General features: G+C 69.6%; 17 protein-coding genes. 6 read left to right on the top strand and 11 right to left on the bottom strand.

What is annotated here, in order from left to right:
• From VHK87_RS02255 to VHK87_RS02235, 5 genes are all read right to left on the bottom strand, one after another.
• Window positions 1–1,053 (bottom strand): PEP/pyruvate-binding domain-containing protein (locus VHK87_RS02255; protein WP_329633272.1); only part of this gene is annotated, 1,053 nt, incomplete at its 3' end.
• A gap of 11 nt (window positions 1,054–1,064) precedes the next feature.
• Window positions 1,065–3,341, bottom strand: coding sequence for a glycine--tRNA ligase subunit beta (gene glyS, locus VHK87_RS02250; protein WP_329633271.1), 2,277 nt, complete (start codon window positions 3,339–3,341; stop codon window positions 1,065–1,067).
• Window positions 3,342–3,344: 3 nt separating this feature from the next.
• The gene (locus VHK87_RS02245) at window positions 3,345–4,244 is read right to left on the bottom strand and encodes a glycine--tRNA ligase subunit alpha (protein ID WP_329633270.1); all 900 of its coding nucleotides are present in this window, start codon (window positions 4,242–4,244) and stop codon (window positions 3,345–3,347) included.
• Between the two features lie 88 nt (window positions 4,245–4,332).
• Window positions 4,333–4,815 (bottom strand): hypothetical protein, encoded by a 483-nt coding sequence (locus VHK87_RS02240; protein ID WP_329633269.1) that lies wholly within the window; start codon window positions 4,813–4,815, stop codon window positions 4,333–4,335.
• Between the two features lie 67 nt (window positions 4,816–4,882).
• The gene (locus tag VHK87_RS02235; protein WP_329633268.1) at window positions 4,883–5,752 is read right to left on the bottom strand and encodes a fasciclin domain-containing protein; all 870 of its coding nucleotides are present in this window, start codon (window positions 5,750–5,752) and stop codon (window positions 4,883–4,885) included.
• Between the two features lie 388 nt (window positions 5,753–6,140).
• Between VHK87_RS02235 and VHK87_RS02230 the strand changes: the two genes are divergently transcribed.
• A complete protein-coding gene (locus VHK87_RS02230) occupies window positions 6,141–6,479 on the top strand; it encodes a P-II family nitrogen regulator (protein WP_329633267.1) in 339 nt (112 codons plus the stop codon).
• Between the two features lie 29 nt (window positions 6,480–6,508).
• Complete coding sequence (locus VHK87_RS02225; RefSeq protein ID WP_329633266.1) at window positions 6,509–8,083, top strand: ammonium transporter; 1,575 nt, start codon at window positions 6,509–6,511, stop codon at window positions 8,081–8,083.
• A 124-nt stretch (window positions 8,084–8,207) separates the two neighbouring features.
• Here the strand turns inward: VHK87_RS02225 and VHK87_RS02220 are convergent, their stop codons facing one another.
• Genes VHK87_RS02220 through VHK87_RS02210 form a run of 3 tightly spaced genes read right to left on the bottom strand, consistent with a single transcriptional unit; the run spans window position 8,208 to window position 12,556 of the window.
• Window positions 8,208–9,089: a 4-(cytidine 5'-diphospho)-2-C-methyl-D-erythritol kinase gene (locus VHK87_RS02220; protein ID WP_329633265.1), complete on the bottom strand. Its 882-nt coding sequence runs from the start codon at window positions 9,087–9,089 to the stop codon at window positions 8,208–8,210.
• 20 nt (window positions 9,090–9,109) lie between these two features.
• A complete protein-coding gene (locus VHK87_RS02215; RefSeq protein WP_329633264.1) occupies window positions 9,110–10,825 on the bottom strand; it encodes a tetratricopeptide repeat protein in 1,716 nt (571 codons plus the stop codon).
• A gap of 57 nt (window positions 10,826–10,882) precedes the next feature.
• The gene (locus VHK87_RS02210; RefSeq protein WP_329633263.1) at window positions 10,883–12,556 is read right to left on the bottom strand and encodes an electron transfer flavoprotein-ubiquinone oxidoreductase; all 1,674 of its coding nucleotides are present in this window, start codon (window positions 12,554–12,556) and stop codon (window positions 10,883–10,885) included.
• 120 nt (window positions 12,557–12,676) lie between these two features.
• Here VHK87_RS02210 and VHK87_RS02205 point away from each other — a divergent pair, with 120 nt between their 5' ends.
• Window positions 12,677–13,501 (top strand): uracil-DNA glycosylase, encoded by an 825-nt coding sequence (locus VHK87_RS02205; protein ID WP_329633262.1) that lies wholly within the window; start codon window positions 12,677–12,679, stop codon window positions 13,499–13,501.
• A gap of 154 nt (window positions 13,502–13,655) precedes the next feature.
• Entirely contained in the window at window positions 13,656–15,266 is a 1,611-nt protein-coding gene (locus VHK87_RS02200; RefSeq protein ID WP_329633261.1) for a lytic transglycosylase domain-containing protein, read from the top strand.
• A 7-nt stretch (window positions 15,267–15,273) separates the two neighbouring features.
• Here the strand turns inward: VHK87_RS02200 and VHK87_RS02195 are convergent, their stop codons facing one another.
• The gene (locus tag VHK87_RS02195; RefSeq protein ID WP_329633260.1) at window positions 15,274–15,648 is read right to left on the bottom strand and encodes a cell wall biosynthesis glycosyltransferase; all 375 of its coding nucleotides are present in this window, start codon (window positions 15,646–15,648) and stop codon (window positions 15,274–15,276) included.
• A gap of 76 nt (window positions 15,649–15,724) precedes the next feature.
• Between VHK87_RS02195 and VHK87_RS02190 the strand changes: the two genes are divergently transcribed.
• Together VHK87_RS02190 and VHK87_RS02185 are read left to right on the top strand one after the other, a co-directional pair.
• The gene (locus VHK87_RS02190) at window positions 15,725–16,801 is read left to right on the top strand and encodes a PA0069 family radical SAM protein (protein WP_329633259.1); all 1,077 of its coding nucleotides are present in this window, start codon (window positions 15,725–15,727) and stop codon (window positions 16,799–16,801) included.
• A 63-nt stretch (window positions 16,802–16,864) separates the two neighbouring features.
• Window positions 16,865–17,137, top strand: a complete 273-nt coding sequence (locus tag VHK87_RS02185; RefSeq protein WP_329633258.1) for a hypothetical protein — start codon at window positions 16,865–16,867, stop codon at window positions 17,135–17,137.
• A gap of 2 nt (window positions 17,138–17,139) precedes the next feature.
• Here the strand turns inward: VHK87_RS02185 and VHK87_RS02180 are convergent, their stop codons facing one another.
• Both VHK87_RS02180 and VHK87_RS02175 read right to left on the bottom strand, forming a co-directional pair.
• A complete protein-coding gene (locus VHK87_RS02180; protein ID WP_329633257.1) occupies window positions 17,140–17,454 on the bottom strand; it encodes a polyhydroxyalkanoic acid system family protein in 315 nt (104 codons plus the stop codon).
• Window positions 17,455–17,457: 3 nt separating this feature from the next.
• Window positions 17,458–17,755 (bottom strand): YhjD/YihY/BrkB family envelope integrity protein (locus tag VHK87_RS02175; RefSeq protein ID WP_329633256.1); only part of this gene is annotated, 298 nt, incomplete at its 5' end.

Below are 17,755 nucleotides of genomic sequence, written 5' to 3'. Positions count from 1 at the left end.
CCCGCGCTCCACGGTGAACTCGATGTCCTGCATGTCGCGGTAGTGGCGCTCGAGCCGCTCCACGACCTCCTTGAACTGGGCGAAGACCTCCGGAAGCGCTTCTTCCATGGAGGGCGACTTCTCGCCCATCTCCTCCCGGGCGATGCGGGTCAGGGCCTGGGGCGTGCGGATGCCGGCGACCACGTCCTCGCCCTGGGCGTTGATCAGGAACTCGCCGTAGAGCCGGTGCTCGCCAGTGGACGGGTTGCGGGTGAAGGCCACGCCCGTGGCGCTGGTCTCGCCCATGTTGCCGAACACCATCGACTGGACGTTCACCGCCGTGCCCCAGCTCTCGGGGATGTCGTGCATGCGGCGATAGAACTTCGCCCGGTCGTTCATCCAGCTGGCGAACACCGCGCCGATGGCGCCCCAGAGCTGGTCGTGCGGATCCTGCGGGAACGGCTGGCCGAGCTCCGTCTGCACCAGGGCCTTGTAGTCGGCGACCACCCGCTCCCAGTCCTCGGCGGCCAGGCCGGTGTCGACGGTGACGTCCAGCCGCTCCTTATGCTCGTCGAGGATCTCCTCGAACATGTGGTGGTCCAGGTTCAGCACCACGTTCGAGTACATCTGAATGAAGCGGCGGTAGGAATCGAACGCGAAGCGGCGGTCGCCGCCGAGGGCCGCCAGCCCCTCCACCGTCTGGTCGTTCAGGCCGAGATTGAGGACGGTGTCCATCATGCCCGGCATCGAGGCCCGGGCGCCCGAGCGCACCGAGACCAGCAGCGGATTCTTCGCATCGCCGAAGGTCTTGCCGGTGAGCTGTTCGACCTTGGCCAGGCCCGCTTCCACCTGCGCCTTCAGGTCGGCCGGATACCGCCGCTCGTTGGCGTAGTAGTGGGTGCAGCACTCGGTGGTGATGGTGAAGCCGGGAGGCACGGGCAGCCCGAGGGAGCTCATCTCCGCCAGGTTCGCGCCCTTGCCGCCCAGCAGGTTCTTCATGGACGCATCGCCGTCCGCGCCGCCGCCGCCGAAGGAATAGACCCAGCGCGTCTTCGTCAGCGCATCCGTCGTCATGCCGACCTCTCTCATCCCGTCACCTGGCTGAAGTCCGCCACGCGCCCCATGGCGTCGCGAACCTGAGCCATAAGTCGCAAGCGGTTCTCGCGTTCCGAAGCCTCTTCGGAATTGACCAACACCTTGTCGAAGAAGGAGTCCACCGGCGCCCGCAGGCCCGCAAGCGCGCGCATCGCGCCGGCGAAGTCTTCGTTGTCGAGCGAGGTCGCCACCTGCGGCTCGGCCGCATCGAGGGCGGCGATCAGCGCCCGCTCCTCGGCCGGCGAGGACGACATCGGCCGCGCCTGGCCCCGGGGCAACGGACCCTTCTTCTCCTCGGCCTTGAGGATGTTGGTGGCGCGCTTGTAGCCGGCCAGCAGGTTGGCCCCGTCCTCGGTCTTCAGGAACCGGTCCAGCGCCTCGACCCGCGCGACGATGCGCACCAGGTCGTCGTCGCCAAGGGCGAAGACGGCGTCCACCAGGTCGTGCCGGCGGCCCTCCTCGCGCAGCTGGACCTTCAGCCGGTCGGCGAGGAAGGCGCGGACTTCTTCGGCCACCTGCTCGAAGGCACGGAACTCGAAAAGCACCTTACCGTTCGGCTTGGCGCCGCCGCGGGAGGTGCGGTCGAACTGCAGGTCGACCTCTTCGTCCATCTCGACGACCACCGGGGCGTCCTGCAGCAGCGCCTCCTCGAACTCGCCGAGGTAGACGTTGAACTCGCGGCTGGGATTGCGCGCCCGCGCGCCCAGGTAGGCGGTGGTCTTCTGGGTGGAGACGAACAGCGCCCGGCCAGGGTCCACGAAGCATTTCAGGCTGCGGTACCAGGCCTCGACGAGCTCGCGCACCGGCGTGCGGACCTCGGACTTGAGGACGATGCGGATCAGGCCCAGCGCGGCCCGGCGCAGAGCGTAGGGGTCGCGCGAGCCGGTTGGTTTCTCGCCGATGGCGAAGAAGCCGGCCAGGGTGTCCACCTTGTCCGCCAGCGCCACGGCCATGGTCACCGGCGCAGCCGGCGCCTCGTCCGAGGGGCCGAGGGGGCGGTAGTGGTCCCGTATCGCCTCGGCGACGACGCGGGAGAGGCCCTCTTCGCGGGCGTAGTAGCCGCCCATGATCCCCTGCAGCTCGGGGAACTCGCCGACCATCCCGGTGGCAAGGTCCGCCTTGGCCAGGCGGGCGGCCTGCACGGCCTTGTCGACGTCCGCGCCGACCTTGGGCGCGATCTCGCGGGCCAGCATCTCCAGCCGCTCGACGCGCTCGGCGACGGTGCCGAGCCTGGCGTGGAAGGTGACGCCCTGCAGCTTCTCCAGCCGCTTTTCGAGCGTGACCTTCCGGTCCTCGTTCCAGAAGAAGCGGGCGTCGTTCAGGCGGGCGGAGAGCACGCGCGCGTTGCCGGCGGCTATGGCCTTGCCCCCGTCCGGAGCGGCGATGTTGGCCACGGTGACGAAGTTCGGCGCCAGCTTGTCCGAGCCGGCCTGGCGGACCGCGAAGTACTTCTGGTGGGTGCGCATGGAGGTGCGGATCACCTCCGGGGGCAGGTCCAGGAAGGCCGGGTCCATCTCGCCCAGCACCGGAACGGGCCATTCGACGAGGCCGGCCACCTCGTCCAGCAGGCCGGCGTCCTCCACCAGCTCAAGATTGCGCGCGAAGCAGAGGGTGCGGGCGCCTTCCAGGATCTTGTCCTTGCGCTCCTGCGGGTCGAGCACGACGAAAGCCTTGCGCAGCCCCTCCTCGTAGGCGTCGAATTCACGGGCCGCAAAGGCCTGGCCCGAACCCATGAAGCGGTGGCCTTCGGTCAAGTCGCCGCTTGCGACGCCGTCGATGGTGAAGGGCACGACCTGGCCGTCGAAGACACAGAGGATGCGCTTCAGCGGGCGCACCCACCGCAGCGTGCCCCGCCCCCAGGTCATCGACTTGGGCCAGGGGAAGTCGCGCACGATCTCCTCGACCATGGCCGCGATGATTTCCGCGGTCGGACGGCCCTTGCGCTCGAGGGTGGCGAAGTAGACGCCGTCACGTTCGACCAGCTGCTCACGGGCGACCCCGGCAGACTTCAGAAAGCCTGCCAACGCCTGCTCGGGCGCGCCGACGCGCGGGCCCTTGCGCTCCTCGCGCCGATCGGCCTGGGCGGCGGGCAGCCCCTCGGCGCAGAAGGTCAGCCGGCGCGAGCCGCCGAACGCCTGGGCCGCTTCCGGCAGCAGCCCTTCGGCCGCCAGCTTCTCGCGCGCCATGCGCTCCAGGTCGCGCGCGGCCTGCGGCTGCATGCGCGCGGGAATCTCCTCGGAGAAGAGTTCGAGCAGAAGCTGCGGCATGGCCTAGGCGTTGCCCCCTTCGTTCGCGACCCAGGCCTGGGCGCACATCTTACAGAGGTCGCGGATCCGGCCGATGTAGCTCTGCCGCTCGGCTACCGCGATCGCGCCGCGTGCGTCCATCAGGTTGAAGATGTGGCTGGCCTTCAGCACATGGTCGTAAGCCGGCAGCACGATCGCCTGGCCCTGCGGCCCCTTCTGGCCGAGCAGGCGCGGCACCTGGGCCTCCATGTCCTCGAACCAGCCCTTCAGGGTCTCGACATCGTAGCCCTCGAAGTTGGCGGCCGAGTGCTGGCGCTCGTTCTCCAGGAAGACCTCGCCGTAGGTCTTGGGCTCGGGCCCGTCCGGATCGTTGAACGCCAGATCGGTGAAATGGTCGACGCCCTGCAGGTACATGGCCAGTCGCTCCAGGCCATAGGTCAACTCGCCGGCCACGGGCCAGACGTCCAGGCCGCCCACCTGCTGGAAGTAGGTGTACTGCGTCACCTCCATGCCGTCGCACCAGACCTCCCAGCCGAGGCCCCAGGCGCCCACGGTGGGGTTCTCCCAGTCGTCCTCGACGAAGCGGATGTCGTGCAGTTTGAGGTCGAGACCGATCGCCTCGAGCGAGCCGAGGTAGAGCTCCTGCAGGTTGTCCGGGTTCGGCTTCAGAATGACCTGGTACTGGTAGTAGTGCTGCAGCCGGTTGGGGTTCTCGCCATAGCGGCCATCGGCGGGCCGGCGGGAGGGCTGCACATAGGCCGCGCGCCACGGTTTGGGGCCCAGCGCGCGTAGCACGGTCGCGGGGTGGAGCGTGCCCGCGCCCACCTCGACGTCATGGGGCTGCAGAATCACGCAGCCCTGACGGCTCCAATACTCGTGCAGTTTCAGGATGAGGCCCTGAAACGATAGCGGTTTGTCCGACATGGGGGCGGTGTGTTCGCAGGCGCAAAAAAAGTCGGCGGACCATAGGGCCCGCCGACCTTCGCTTCAAGCGCGCCAGAGCGCGCCTGGATCAGTTACCGGCCGGAGCCGTCCGCTTGCCGGCCCGCGACATGGGCTGGCCGTACTTGGAGCGGTTTTCGGCGGTGTCGGGCACCGGCCCGTTGGTGATCAACTGCACGTTTCCGCCCGTGGAGGCGTTCATGCCGGCGCTGGTGGCCGAAGCCGCGCCCGTGCTCATGTCGGTGCTGGCGGTCGCGCCAGAGCTCGCGCCCATGGTGGCGGAGCCCGACGCCGTGGTCCCGGCGCTCGAGCTCGCTGCGTTATCATCGCCCGGGTCCACCGTGCCGCCCGGCAGGTTGGTCCGACCGGCGTCGGCGCCCGTCGGGCGAGTGGCGTCCACCGACGGGACGCCAGTCTGCGACTGAGTGGCATCCGCCGGAGAGCTCTGGTTCGGAGTCGCGCCGGCGTCCGTACCAGCGCCGAGCTGGGCCTGAGCGGCGCCGGCCATGAGGGCCGAAGCGGCGATGCCCGCCATCAAGTAGTGCAGCTTCATCTCTCTCACTCCTGGTCTGTGCTCATGCTGGAATGCGCGAACGGTAAAGCCGTTTCGCTCCGCCCGACTATTCGTCATCCCCCGCCGTGGTGTTCGCCGGAGCGCCGTCGCTCGAACGCGTCCTGGCGGTCGCGCCGGCATCGCTGGCCGAGCCGGTCACCGTGCCCTCAACCGCCGTCGAGCTGGCGCCCGTCGATGCCGTACCGGCCGCCGAGCCTGACGCCGCAGGCGCCGTCGACGAAGCGCTGGTGGCCGCGCCTGTCGGCGCCGCGGAAGCCGTGGCCGCGGCCGGCGGCAGCAGCACCTTGTCGATGACGTGAAGCGTGCCGTTGGTGGGCGTGACGTCCGCCTGGACGATGGTGGCGTTGTTGACCTTCAGGGCCTCGCCGCTGCCGTCCAGCTCGACATTCGCCCCGGCCACCGTGGGCACCGGCCCCTTGGCGCCCTTGATCTTGCTGGAGTCCACCTTGGCGTTGATCAGGTGGTAGGTCAGCACCTTCTGCAGCTGGCCCCGGTTGCCGGGCTGCATCAGCCGGTCCAACTCGCCCGGCGGCAGCGCGGCGAAAGCCGCATCGGTCGGGGCGAAGACCGTCAGGCCTTTGTTGGTCTTCAGCACCTGGGTGAGGTTCGTGGCCTCGACAGCCTTGAGGAAGGTGCTGAACTGGCCGGCCGCCCGGGCCGTCTCGACGATGTCGCCGGCCGCCTTCACCTGCCCTGCGGCAGGCGCGGCCGACGCGCTCGGGGACGGCGTCGCCGGTGTGGCGCGAGTGGCGGGCGTCGCCGGGGTCGCCGGCGCGCCGGGGGTCTTGGCGGCAGGTTGAGCGGGCGTGGCCGGAGTGGCCGGCGTCGCCCGCTGGGTCGAAGTCGACTGAGCCGAGGCGGCGCCCGCGACGAGGGCGAAAGCGGCCGCTGCGGTCAGAAGGCTTGTCCGTTTCATTCTTTGGATCCTCTGGGGTTTAGGTTCGCGCCCCCACGAACCGTGGCGCCAGGCGCACGGGTCCGGCCTCTCTACGCACGGGCAAGCTCAACGGTTCCGTAGCGTTGCCCGGCTCACACTGTCGTGAAACGCCGTCGAAAAACCGACGTAATCCCGGCGCTTAGCGGCCACAGGTCCGCCGAGCGATCACAGCCTGCCTGCATTCTGCGCAAGTTGACGGCCTCTCCGCCCGTTTCTTGGGCGCAGCTTCGCTTTCCCCAGCAAAGGCCGCCGCGCGGCGCCGGGGCCGGTCACCGGCGCCCATAGGTTCGCCCTCGCCCCCGGTCGCCCGGCCGGCGGCGGACGGATCAATCAGGGCGCGGATTCGGGGCCGCGCGGGGAGTGTCGGATGAAGCTGATCATGGCCATCGTCAGGCCGTTCAAGCTGGAGGACGTGCGCGAAGCGCTCGTCGCGGCCGGCGTCGAGGGCCTGACCGTCTCGGAAGTGAAGGGCTACGGCCGCCAGAAGGGCCAGACCGAGATCTACCGCGGCGCCGAATACCAGGTGAGCTTCCTGCCAAAGGTCAAGCTGGAGGCGGTCGTCGAGGACTCAGCCGCCGCGAAGGCCGTGGAAGCGATCAAGGCCGCGGCCGCCACCAACAAGATCGGCGACGGCAAGATCTTCGTGCTGAACGTCGAAGACGCGGTGCGCATCCGCACCGGTGAGACCGGGGCCGCCGCCCTCTAACGCGACATCGGGGACCTAAGGGGAATTCTATGAGATCACTGTTTCACCGAGGGCTGGCCGGGCTGACGCTCGCCGCCGTCATCGCCGGCGCGCCCCTGGGCGCCCTGGCGCAGGAGGCGGCCGCGCCCGCGGCGCCCGCCGCCGAAGCGCCGGCTGCACCTACTGCTGAAGCGCCGTCCGCCGGCGGCGTCGGCGCCGCCGCCGCGCCCGGGGTCACGGCGCCGGCCGAAGCCGCCGCGCCCGCGGTCGCAGAAGCGCCCGCCGCGCCGACTGTCGACAAGGGCGACACCACTTGGATGCTCATCTCGACCATCCTGGTGCTGCTGATGATCCTGCCCGGCCTGGCGCTGTTCTACGGCGGCCTGGTCCGCCAGAAGAACATGCTGTCGATGCTGATGCAGGTCTCCACGGTGACCGTCATCGGCATGATGGCCTGGATCCTGTGGGGCTACTCGCTGGCCTTCACCGACGGCGGCGGTCTCGACAAGTTCGTCGGCGGCTTCGGGCGGCTGTTCCTGAAGGACGTCACGCCGAGTTCGACGGTGGCCACCTTCTCCACCGGCATCGCCATCCCCGAGCTGGTGTTCATCGCCTTCCAGATGACCTTCGCCTGCATCACCGCCTCGCTGGTCCTGGGCGGCGTCGCCGAGCGGATGAAGTTCGCGGCCGTGGTGGTGTTCGCAGTCCTGTGGCCGATCCTCTCCTACTACCCGATGGCCCACATGGTGTGGTGGTGGGCCGGTCCGGACGCGGTCGCGGCCGCGCCGACCGACCCGATCCAGTCCGGCCTGCTCTGGGGCTTCGGCGCCCTGGACTTCGCCGGCGGCACCGTGGTGCACATCAACGCCGGGGTCGCCGCGCTGGTGGGCGCCCTGATCCTGGGGCCGCGCAAGGGCTACCGGGCCGAGGCCATGCCTCCGCACTCGCTGACGCTGACCCTGGTCGGCGCGGGCCTGCTGTGGGTCGGCTGGTTCGGCTTCAACGCCGGCTCCAACCTGGAAGCCAACGGCTACGCCGCCCTGGCGATGGTGAACACCTTTGTGGCCACGGCCGCGGCCGGCTTCTCCTGGGTCATCACCGAGTGGGTCACCCGTAAGCGGGCCAGCATGCTAGGCCTCGCCTCGGGCCTGGTCGCGGGCCTCGTGGCCGTCACCCCGGCCGCCGGCTTCGCCGGCCCGGTGGGCGCGCTCATCCTGGGCCTGATCGTCTCGCCGATCTGCGTGGTGTTCTGCTCCACCATCAAGAACGCGCTGAAGTACGACGACAGCCTGGACGCCTTCGGCATCCACGCGGTCGGCGGCATCGTCGGCGCCATCGCCACCGGCCTGCTGGTCAATCCGGAATGGGGCGGCGCAGGCGTGGTGGACTACACCACCTGCGCGGCCGACGGCGACATCTCCACCTGCGACGCCGCCGCCTACGTGCTCGGGACCCAGGTCATGGCCCAGATCAAAGCCGTGCTGGTGGCCATCGCCTGGTCAGGCGTCGCCAGCGCCATCGTGTTCGCCCTGATCAAGTACACGGTCGGGATCCGCGTCAGCGCGGACGTCGAGGAAGAAGGCCTCGACATCACCGAGCACGGCGAGCGCGCCTACCACTACTAAGCCTTGTCTCCCAAGACTGGGGCGCGGCGGCTTCGGCCTCCGCGCCCATTTTCTTTGGTTGGAGGTCTGCGCCCCCTCCACGGCCTTCGGCGGTCCCCCTCCCCCGCAAGCGGGCGCTCGGGCGCTAGAGCTGAGGGGCGCAGAGGCGGGTGCGGCGGATCCACCAGGCGGGGCGGAGGGCCTCGAGGCGTTCCGCGAGGGTCTCGGCCTCGTAGTCGCTGGCGCAGAGGGCGAAGCAGGCGCCGCCCGACCCGCTCATCCGGGCCAGCAGGGTCTCGGGCTCCGCGCGAAGGAAGTCGAGGGCGTCCCCCACCTCGGGAGCGACCTCCACCGCCGCCACCTCAAGGTCGTTGCGGGTCAGGGAGAGGAAGCCGGCGACCTCGGCCGCGTCTTCGAAAGTCTCGGGCAGCGCCGGGCGCTCGGCGGAGCCCCAGGCCTTCAGCGCATCCAGCCGCGCATAGACCTGGGCTGTGGCGACCGGAACGCCCGGATTGACCAGCACCACGTCCAGCGGCGGCGTGGAGGGCGCAGGCGACAGCCGCTCGCCACGGCCCTCGGCGATCACCGGGCGGGCCCATAGGCAGGCCGCGCCATCCGCGCCCAGGCCGGCGGCGACCGCCTCCAGCTCATCGTCGCCCAGGCCGATGTCGAGGGCCTGGCGCAGCAGGCGCAGCACCGCGCCCGCGTCGCTGGAGCCGCCGCCCAGGCCGGCGGCCACCGGCAGCGCCTTCTCCAGCATGAGGCCGAACGGGCGGCGTGGACCATCTGCCTTGGCGAGGAGCGCGCGGGCGGCGCGCAGGACGAGGTTGTTTGGCTCGCGGGCCAGAGCCGGAGCGAAGGGGCCAGAGACCTTCACCTCCAGCGCGTCGGCCTCGTAGACGCTGACCCGGTCGCCGAGGTCGGCGAAGGCCATCCAGCTGCAGATCGGGTGGAAGCCGTCCGCCTCCGGCGGGCCGACGTGCAGGAAGAGGTTGACCTTGGCGGGCGCGAGCGTCTCGGCCGACATGCCGCTTCCCTCCGCAGCTCTTAAGGCTGGGCGACCTTCGGCGTCGCGGCCGGGCCGTCGGGACCGAGGCCCGAGGCCAGCTTGGCCTCCGCGTCGGCCTTGATGCGCGCTTCCGGATCCAGGGTCAGCACCCGCCGCCACTGGAACATGGCCTCGTCGCGCCGGCCGACGCGCCAGTAGGCGTCGCCGAGGTGGTTGTTGATCTCGGGATCGCCGGCCTCGAGCTCGACCGCCTGCTCGAGCTTCTCCACCGCCTTCTTGTAGTCGCCGAGGCGGTAGTAGGCCCAGCCGAGGGAGTCGACCATCGCCCCGGACTTCGGGTTGGCGGCGACGGCCTTCTCGACCATCGCCAGCGCCTCGTTGAGCCGCTCGCCGCGGTCGATCCAGGAATAGCCGAGATAGTTCAGCAGCTCGGGATCGTCCGGCTCGACCTTCAAGGCGGCCATCAGGTCGGCCTCGGCCTTGGGCCAGTCCTTCAGCCGCTCGTAGGAGACGCCGCGGGCGTAGAGCAGCCGCCAGTCGGTGGGGTTCTTGGCGATCAGGCCGCTGAGGACCTCCACCGCTTCCTGGTGCTGGTCGTTGGCCCGCAGCAGGTCGGCAAGGGTGAGCAGCGCGTCCTCTTGGCCGGAGGCGGCGGCCGCCCGGGCGAGCTCGATCGCGCGGACCGAATCCTCGGCCTGCTGATGGCTCCAGGCGAGCTTGCTCTGCGCCGCGACGTAGGACAGCGAGCCGGGCTTGGGACGGCTGTAGGCGGCCCGCGCGCCTTCCAGGTCGCCGGCGCCGGCCAGAACGTCGCCGACCAGCAGCCAGGCTTCGTCACGCTCCGGGTCGAGGTGCAGCACCATGCGCAGGTAGACCAGCGCCAGCTGGTCCTGCTTCTGGGCCAGCATGCCGGCCGCAGGCGCCAGCAGGGATTCGGCTGCGCCCTGCTTCAGGGTGGGCGCCTTCGGGGCGCCCTTGCCGGCCGCGGCGCGGGCCCGAGCCATGCGGATGCCGGCGGCGTCGGGCTCTTCGCCCAGGGCCTTGTCGTAGAGGGCCACGGCGTCGGCGCGCCGGCCGCGGCGCTCCAGGAACTCGCCATGGGCGAGCAGGATCATCTCTCCGGGGAAGGTCCCGTCGGTCAGCGCCTTGTAGGCCGCCTCGGCCTCTTCGTGGCGGCGGGCGCGCTCGAACAACCGGGCCTGGCCGAGCCGTCCGAAGAAGTCGACGACCTGGTCGCCGCGCACGTCGGGCTGGACCAGCGAGGCTTCGGTGTCGCCAGCCATGGCCGCGGCCCAGGGCGCCAGCAGCGCCCCGGCCGCCCGGTGCGGGAAGCCGATGCCCTCGGCGAGCTGGGCGCGGGCCGTCTTGGCGTCGCCGGCGGCCAGGCTGTCGACCGTGCGGGTCAGGCGCGCCAGGCGCTTGACCGCTTCGGAGACGTCCTCGCCGGTCGGCTCGAGCGACAGCGCCTTCTTCAGGTCGCCGGCCAGCACGGCGGCGTTGAAGGCCCGCTCGCGCACCATCTGGTCGTCGGCGCCCTCGGCGCTGGCGCGATCGAAGAAGCCCGCGGCCTCACGGCTGCGGCCATCGTTCAGCGCCGCCTGGCCGGCCAGGAACAGGCCGTAGGGCGAGGCCCCGGGCGTCGGCGCCGTGCCGAGCGGCGCGGGGGTGACGCTGACCTCGGTCTCGGGAGTCGGAGTGGCGCAGGCGGCGAGGAGGACGAGCGGGGCCACGGCGGCCAGAAGCGAAAAACGCATGCGCCGCAAACTCCATGGTTCGGCGCCGCGGCGCAAGCCCGCCGCGGCGCCCCATCGTCACATGTTCGGGTAGTTCGGCCCGTCACCGCCGTTGGGCGTGGTCCAGTTGATGTTCTGCGACGGATCCTTGATGTCGCAGGTCTTGCAGTGGACGCAGTTCTGGAAGTTGATCTGGAACTTCGGGTTCTTGCCCTCGTCGTCGTAGAGCACCTCGTAGACCCCGGCCGGGCAATACAGCCGCGCCGGCTCGCCGTACTTGGGCAGGTTCACGTTGATCGGAACCGTAGGGTCCTTGAGCTTCAGGTGCGCCGGCTGGTTCTCGTCGTGGTTGGTGTTCGAGAGGAAGACGCTCGACAGCTTGTCGAAGGTGATCACCCCATCCGGCTTCGGATAGACGATCGGCTTGTACTTGGAGGCCTCGCCCGTCGCGGCCGCGTCCGACTTGCCGTGCTTCAGGGTGCCCAGGAAGCTGAAGCCCCCGAACAGGTTGGTGCAGTGCATGTCGAACACGCCCACGGCCCCGCCGAGGAAGGTGCCGAGCTTGGACAGCAGCGGCTTGGCGTTGCGCACGCCGTAGAGCTCCTTGCGGATCCACGAGCCTTCGTAGGCGGTCGCGTACTCAACGAGTTCGTCCCCGCCACGGCCCGCCTGAATGGCTGCGAAGGCCGACTCGGCGGCGAGCATCCCGGATTTCATCGCGTTGTGGGTGCCCTTGATCCGGGGCACGTTCACCATCCCGGCGCTATCGCCGAGCAGGACGCCGCCCGGGAAATAGAGCTTCGGCACCGCCTGGTAGCCGCCCTCGGAGATCGCCCGGGCCCCGTAGGCGATGCGCTTGCCGCCCTCCAAGTGCTGGCGGACCGTAGGGTGGGTCTTCAGCCGCTGAAACTCGTCGAAAGGCGAGAGCCAGGGGTTGCGGTAGTTCAGGTGGACCACGTAGCCAATGGCCACGTAGTTGTCCCCGAAGTGGTACATGAAGCCGCCGCCGCCGGTCTTGTCGTCCAGCGGCCAGCCGACGAAGTGGGCCACGTAGCCGGGCTTGAACACCTCGTCGGGGACCTGCCACAGCTCTTTCAGGCCGATGCCGTACTTCTCGTAGTCGCGGCCCTCATTAAGGCCGAACTTGGCCTTGAGCTGCTTGGCGAGCGAGCCGCGCACGCCTTCCGCGACGAAGATGTACTTGCCGTGCAGTTCGACGCCCGGCTGGTAGTCGGCGGTCTTGTTGCCGTCCTTGTCGACGCCGAACACGCCGGCGACGACGCCCTTGAGGCCGCCGCGCTCGTCGAACACGCCGTCGCTGACAGCCATGCCCGGATAGATCTCGACGCCCAACCCCTCGGCCTGCTGGGCCAGCCAGCGGCAGACGTTGCCCAGCGAGCCGATGTAGTTGCCGTCGTTGTGCATGAACTTCGGGAACGGGAAGAGCGGGATGTCCAGATCCCCCTGCGGCCCGAGCATGATGTAGTGGTCTTCGGTGACCGGGGTCTCCAGCGGGGCGCCGAGCTCCTTCCAGTTCGGGAACAGCTCGTTGATGCCCTTGGGGTCGATCACCGCGCCGGAGAGGATGTGGGCGCCGACTTCCGAGCCCTTCTCCAGCAGCGCCACGGAAATCTCCGTGCCGGCCTCTTCGGCCAGCTGCTTCAGGCGGATCGCCGCGGAGAGGCCCGAGGGGCCGCCGCCGACAATGACGACGTCGTACTCCATGGACTCGCGTTCGACGTCTTCGCTCATCTCATCCTCGCCCACGCGTGCGGGAACTCGCCGCACGTTCCAATTGGCGCGACTTATCGATAGCTTGGCGCGCAGCGGTCAAGGGCGAACCGCGAATTCATAGGACATTCCAGGCCACCGATGCAGCCCAGCCAAGCTTATCGCGCCGCCGAGAGCCTCCTCGCCTTCTGGGCCGAGGCCGGCGTCGACGCCATGCTGCTTGACGAGGCGGTGGACCGGATCGAGGCCGGCAAGATCGCCCCGCCGCCCTCGCCGGTCGCCGCTCGGCCGGTTCCCGCCCCCGTGGCTGGCCCCCGAGTCGCCGCCGCGCCGTCGCCGGACCTCTCCGCCGCCATCGCCGAGGCGCAGCAGCTGGCGCAGGCCGCGGACAGCATCGAGGCCCTGAAGGCGGCCATCGAGGCCTTCGAGGGCTGCCCCCTGCGTTTCGAGGGCGCGGCCAGCCAGGCGGTCTTCTATCGGGGCGATCCGGCCGCGCCGCTGATGATCGTCGGCGACGGCCCCGGCTCCGAGGAGGACGCGCAGGGCGCCCCCTTCGTCGGCCGCGCCGGTCAGCTGCTGGACAGGATGTTGGCGGCCGCGGGCCTGACCGGCCGAGTGTTCATCACCAACACCGTCTTCTGGCGCCCGCCGGGCGACAGGGCGCCCTCCCCGCCCGAGCAGGCGGTCTGCGCGCCCTTCCTGGAGCGGGCCATGGAGCTGCTTTCCCCCAAGATGCTGCTCGTTCTGGGCGCCTCGTCCGCCAAGGCGCTGCTCAGAAAAGACGAGGGAATCCTCTCCCTGCGGGGTCGGTGGCACGAGTGGCGTTCACACTCTGGAAACCTCGAACTGCCAGTGATGCCGACACTTCATCCGGCCTTTCTGCTCAGGCAGCCGGCAGCCAAGAAAAAGGTCTGGAGCGACCTTTTGACCGCAACCGAGCGGCTTGATCGGCCGGAACGGCCTTAGGTACACCTTAACCGTACTGGGTAACGGCGCAGCAGCGCTGGGACCGGAGTTTGCATCGAGCGGCCGGGAAGGTTCCGAATCGGGACAGGCTCGGAGCCGTCATTCAGAAAAGGGCCACGCCTCAAAGCCGAACGCGGCGGGCGTGGAAATGAAGATGACGACGAAGACGCGCCTGCGGCTCGCCGCCCTCGCTTTCCTTTGCGCCGCATCCCTTGCGACCTCGGCCGCCGCAGGGCCGCAGGCCCTCTCGCCGTGGGATGTCGCCCGCTACAAGGCCGCCTTCGCCGCTGCAGAACGGGGCGACTTCATCGAGGCGCAGATCCAGGCCGCCGAGATCAAGGACAAGGCGCTGGCCGGCCACCTGGCCTACCGCAAGCTGATGCACCCCTCGCACAAGGCCAGCTACGAGGAGCTGGCGGGTTGGCTCGACAAGCACGCCGACCTTCCGGGCGCCGACCGCGTCTACGCCCTGGCCGCCAAGCGCAAGCCGATCGGCGCGCCGGCCCTAAGGGAGCCGGTGCTGGCCGGCCAGGATTGGTCGCGCATCGAAGTCACGGCCCGCGGCCTCTCCGGGGCCGCCAACCCCGACCGGGCCGCCGCCGCGCGAGAAGCCTTCTACTCGGGCGACGCCCGTCGGGCGCTGACCCTGGCCCAGGCCTCTGGCGAGCGCTGGATCGCCGGCCTCTCTGCTTACCGCCTGAAGGAATACGCCCTCGCCGAGAGCTATTTCGACAAGGTCACCCGCGACGAGAAGGAAGACGTCTGGCTGCGCGCCGCCGCCGGCTACTGGGCAGCCCGGGCGGTGACCGAGGCCGGCGAAGCGGAGCGGGCCGAAGGCTATTTGCGCCTGGCCGCGCGCCATCCGCACACCTTCTACGGCATGATCGCCGAGCGGCAGGCGGGCATGCGCACCGCGGCCCGCGAGCGCGAGCTCTCCGAGGCGCCCAAGGCGCAGACCGGCGAGTTCGTGCTGGCGTCATTCTCCGGCGGGCCGGATCTGACCGCCTTCTTAAAGACGAATCCCCGCGCCCACCGCGCCGTAGCGCTGGCGCAGGTCGGCCAGACCACCGAGGCGGGTCTGGAGCTGCGCGCCGGCCTGGCGCTAGCCAAGGGCAAGGCCGAGCGCGACCAGTGGGGCGCCCTGCTGCTCTCCCTGAACGCCCCCCTCACCTCGCGGGTGGACGCCCCGGCGGCGGCGCGCCACGGGACCATGAGCCCGGTCTACAGCACCCCAATCGACTATCCGACCCCGGCGCTGGAGCCCAAGTGGGGCTTCACCATCGACAAGGCGTTGGTCTACGCCATCGCCTACCAGGAGAGCCGCTTCAATCCGCGAGCGGTCAGCCCGGCCGGCGCGGTGGGCATGATGCAGCTGATGCCGGAAGCGGCCGCCCGCGCGGCCGGCGACGACAAGCTGAAGGCCGACATGAGCCCGCTGTTCGATCCCGCCTTCAACCTGCGGGTCGGCCAGGACTACTTCACCTGGCTCCTGGAGCGCGGCGTCGGCTACGACCTGCTGCGCGCGGTGGCGGCCTACAACGGCGGCCCGGGCACCCTGCAGAAGACCGCGAAGATGCTCGGCGACGACGCCGACAGCCTGATGATCATCGAGTGTCTGCCGAGCCTGGAGACCCGCAACTACGTCGAGAAGGTCCTCGCCGCCTACTGGACCTACAAGAAGAAGTTCGGCGAGCACCCGAAGACCCTCGACGCCCTGGCCGAAGGCGCCAAGTTCGTTGACGCCCGGCTGGACTTCGGGAAGTAGCAGCCGCTCAGCGTCTTGCCAGCGGCCGCAGCTCGGCTGACGGATTGCGCGCGAACCATCCGCCGGTCCTGACGCCCTTGATCCTCAGCGCGCCGGTGCGGTGCGCCAGGTGCGCAGCCGCCCTGTCCTGCCAATCCTCAGGCGGCCGGAAGGTGGCCGGGGCGACCAGCACCCAAGGGCCCTTGGCCTGCGCCAGCGCCGCACCCAAGCCCTCGGCGATCCGCGCGCCGGTGGCTTCGCAGATCTCCTCGACGGTCGCGTCGGCCGCACCGGCGTAGATCACCTCGCGCACCAGTCCGTCCACCGCCGCCGGCACCAGCCGGGCGAACAGGAAGGCCAGGTCCTCGGGCCCGCCCGCGGGCGTGATCACGACGCTGAGCATGGCGCCACAAGCGGAGCCCTGCGGCGCGGGTCAAGAAGTTCTTGTTTCGTTCTACAGAGGGGAGTAGGTTCGGGAGGTGTCCACCTTCACCCAGCAGCTGCGCGGCCGAGGCGCGCGGTCAAACGCTTCGGGACGTTACGAGAGCCAGGTCCGCGAAGCCTTCGACGACGGCTGGGAGCTGGACGAGGCCCTTCCGGAGCAGATCGCCACCACGGTCGAGCCGGAGCGGGCGAAGACGATTATCGCCAAGAACGACAGTCCGGACGTCGGCTTCTCCCGCTCGATCAACCCCTATCGCGGTTGCGAGCACGGGTGCACCTACTGTTACGCCCGGCCGGCGCACGCCTACATGGGACTGTCGCCCGGCATCGACTTCGAGACCAAGCTGTTCTTCAAGCCGGAGGCCGGTCGCCTGCTGGAGGCCGAGCTCTCCGCGCCGCGCTACAAGCCGGAGATCATCCACATTGGCGGCAACACCGATCCGTACCAGCCGCAGGAGCGGCGACTGCGCGTCACGCGCGAGGTGATGGAGGTGCTGACCAGGTTCCGGCACCCGTTCTCGGTGATCACCAAGTCTGCGCTGATCGTTCGCGACATCGACCTGCTCTCCGAGATGGCCGGGCTTGGACTGGCGCGGGTGGCGATCTCGGTGACCAGCCTCGACCGTAAGCTCTCCCGGAGCATGGAGCCACGGGCGGCGACGCCGGAACGACGTATCGAGGCCATCCGACAGCTCTCCGCCGCCGGGGTTCCGGTGACCGTGATGTTCGCACCGGTGATACCAGGCCTCAACGATCATGAATTGGAGGGGGTGTTGCAGAGGTGCGCCGAGGCGGGCGCGAAAGGGGCCGGCTATGTCGCTCTGCGCCTGCCGCTGGAGATCAAAGACTTGTTTCGGGAATGGCTCGAGAGCGATCACCCGGACCGGGCTGCGCGCGTCATGTCGCTGGTGCGCCAGATGCGCGGCGGGCGCGACTACGACGTGCATTGGTTCAAGCGGATGAAGGGCGAAGGGCCGATAGCCGAACTGACGAGTCGAAGGTTCGCCGCCGCGAAGAGACGGTACGGCCTCTCATACGAACTCACCCCCCTCGACCTGACGCAATTCCGCGTCCCATCCAGACCCGGAGACCAGATCGACCTGTTCGGTTGAGCGTTATCTGGCGTCCAGCATCGGCCCCACAGCCCCGTCAACGGGCGCTGACCCGGAGGAGGTATGGCCTATCTCGGCTTCTTCATTGGCGCGACGATCGCGACGGCGGTCATCTTCTTCATCATCCGGCGCGCGAGAAAGAAGCGGGGCGACGCGCGTCTTCGCCCTGTGGCGATCTGGACCGGATGGGTGGGCCTAGCCCTCTATGGTCTGGGCGCCCGCGAAGACTACGATGTCGATCGTGCTCTTGCCTACCCGCTTGCCGCGGCGCTGATCTGGGGCGTCCTGAGCTGGCGCGGGAGAGCCGCTCCCGAGGAACCGTCGGCACAACTCTGACCTCATTTCTTCTCCAGCAGCAGCGTCCCCTTCTGCTGGATCTTGCCTTTGATCTTGCCGGCGATCATCGCCAGGAACGGCGGCAGGATCAGCTTCAGGTTCACGGCGGCGTCGAGCACGTCGATGGTGCCGGAGACGTTCTGGCCCATCACCTGGGCGGAGAAGCTCATGGTGTCACCGCTCCAGCTCTGCTTCAGCTGCGCGAACCCGCCGCCGGGCAGCGAGCCGCCGAGTTCGCCGAATCCGCGCTCGATGCGCCGCTTGGCCTCGGCGGCCCCGAGGTCGTGGGGGATGTTGACGGTGATCGGCTGGGTCATCGGCTACTCCGCGGCGAGGGCCTGATCTGGTGCGGTTCGGCCCCGGCGCAAGCGGCGGGAGACGAAATCGGGCAGCATCTCCACCGCTCCGCCGTGTTTGGCACGCCCCACCGTGTCGGCGACGATGGCCCCGCGCTGGCCCATCGGCTCCTCGGGACCGGTGGTGGAATCCACCGCCGTCTGGTGCTCGATCTCGGCGTTGAGCTCGGCGCCCAACAGCACGATGGCCGAAGACAGCCATATCCAGCTCAGGAAGCCGAACACCGCCCCCAGTGAGCCGTAGGTGGCGTTATAGTTGGCG

This window comes from Phenylobacterium sp. (assembly GCF_036263695.1).
Taxonomy (GTDB): Bacteria; Pseudomonadota; Alphaproteobacteria; order Caulobacterales; family Caulobacteraceae; genus Phenylobacterium.
The sequence above is the reverse complement of the archived record's forward strand: the minus strand, read 5'-3'. Positions and strand labels throughout refer to the sequence as shown.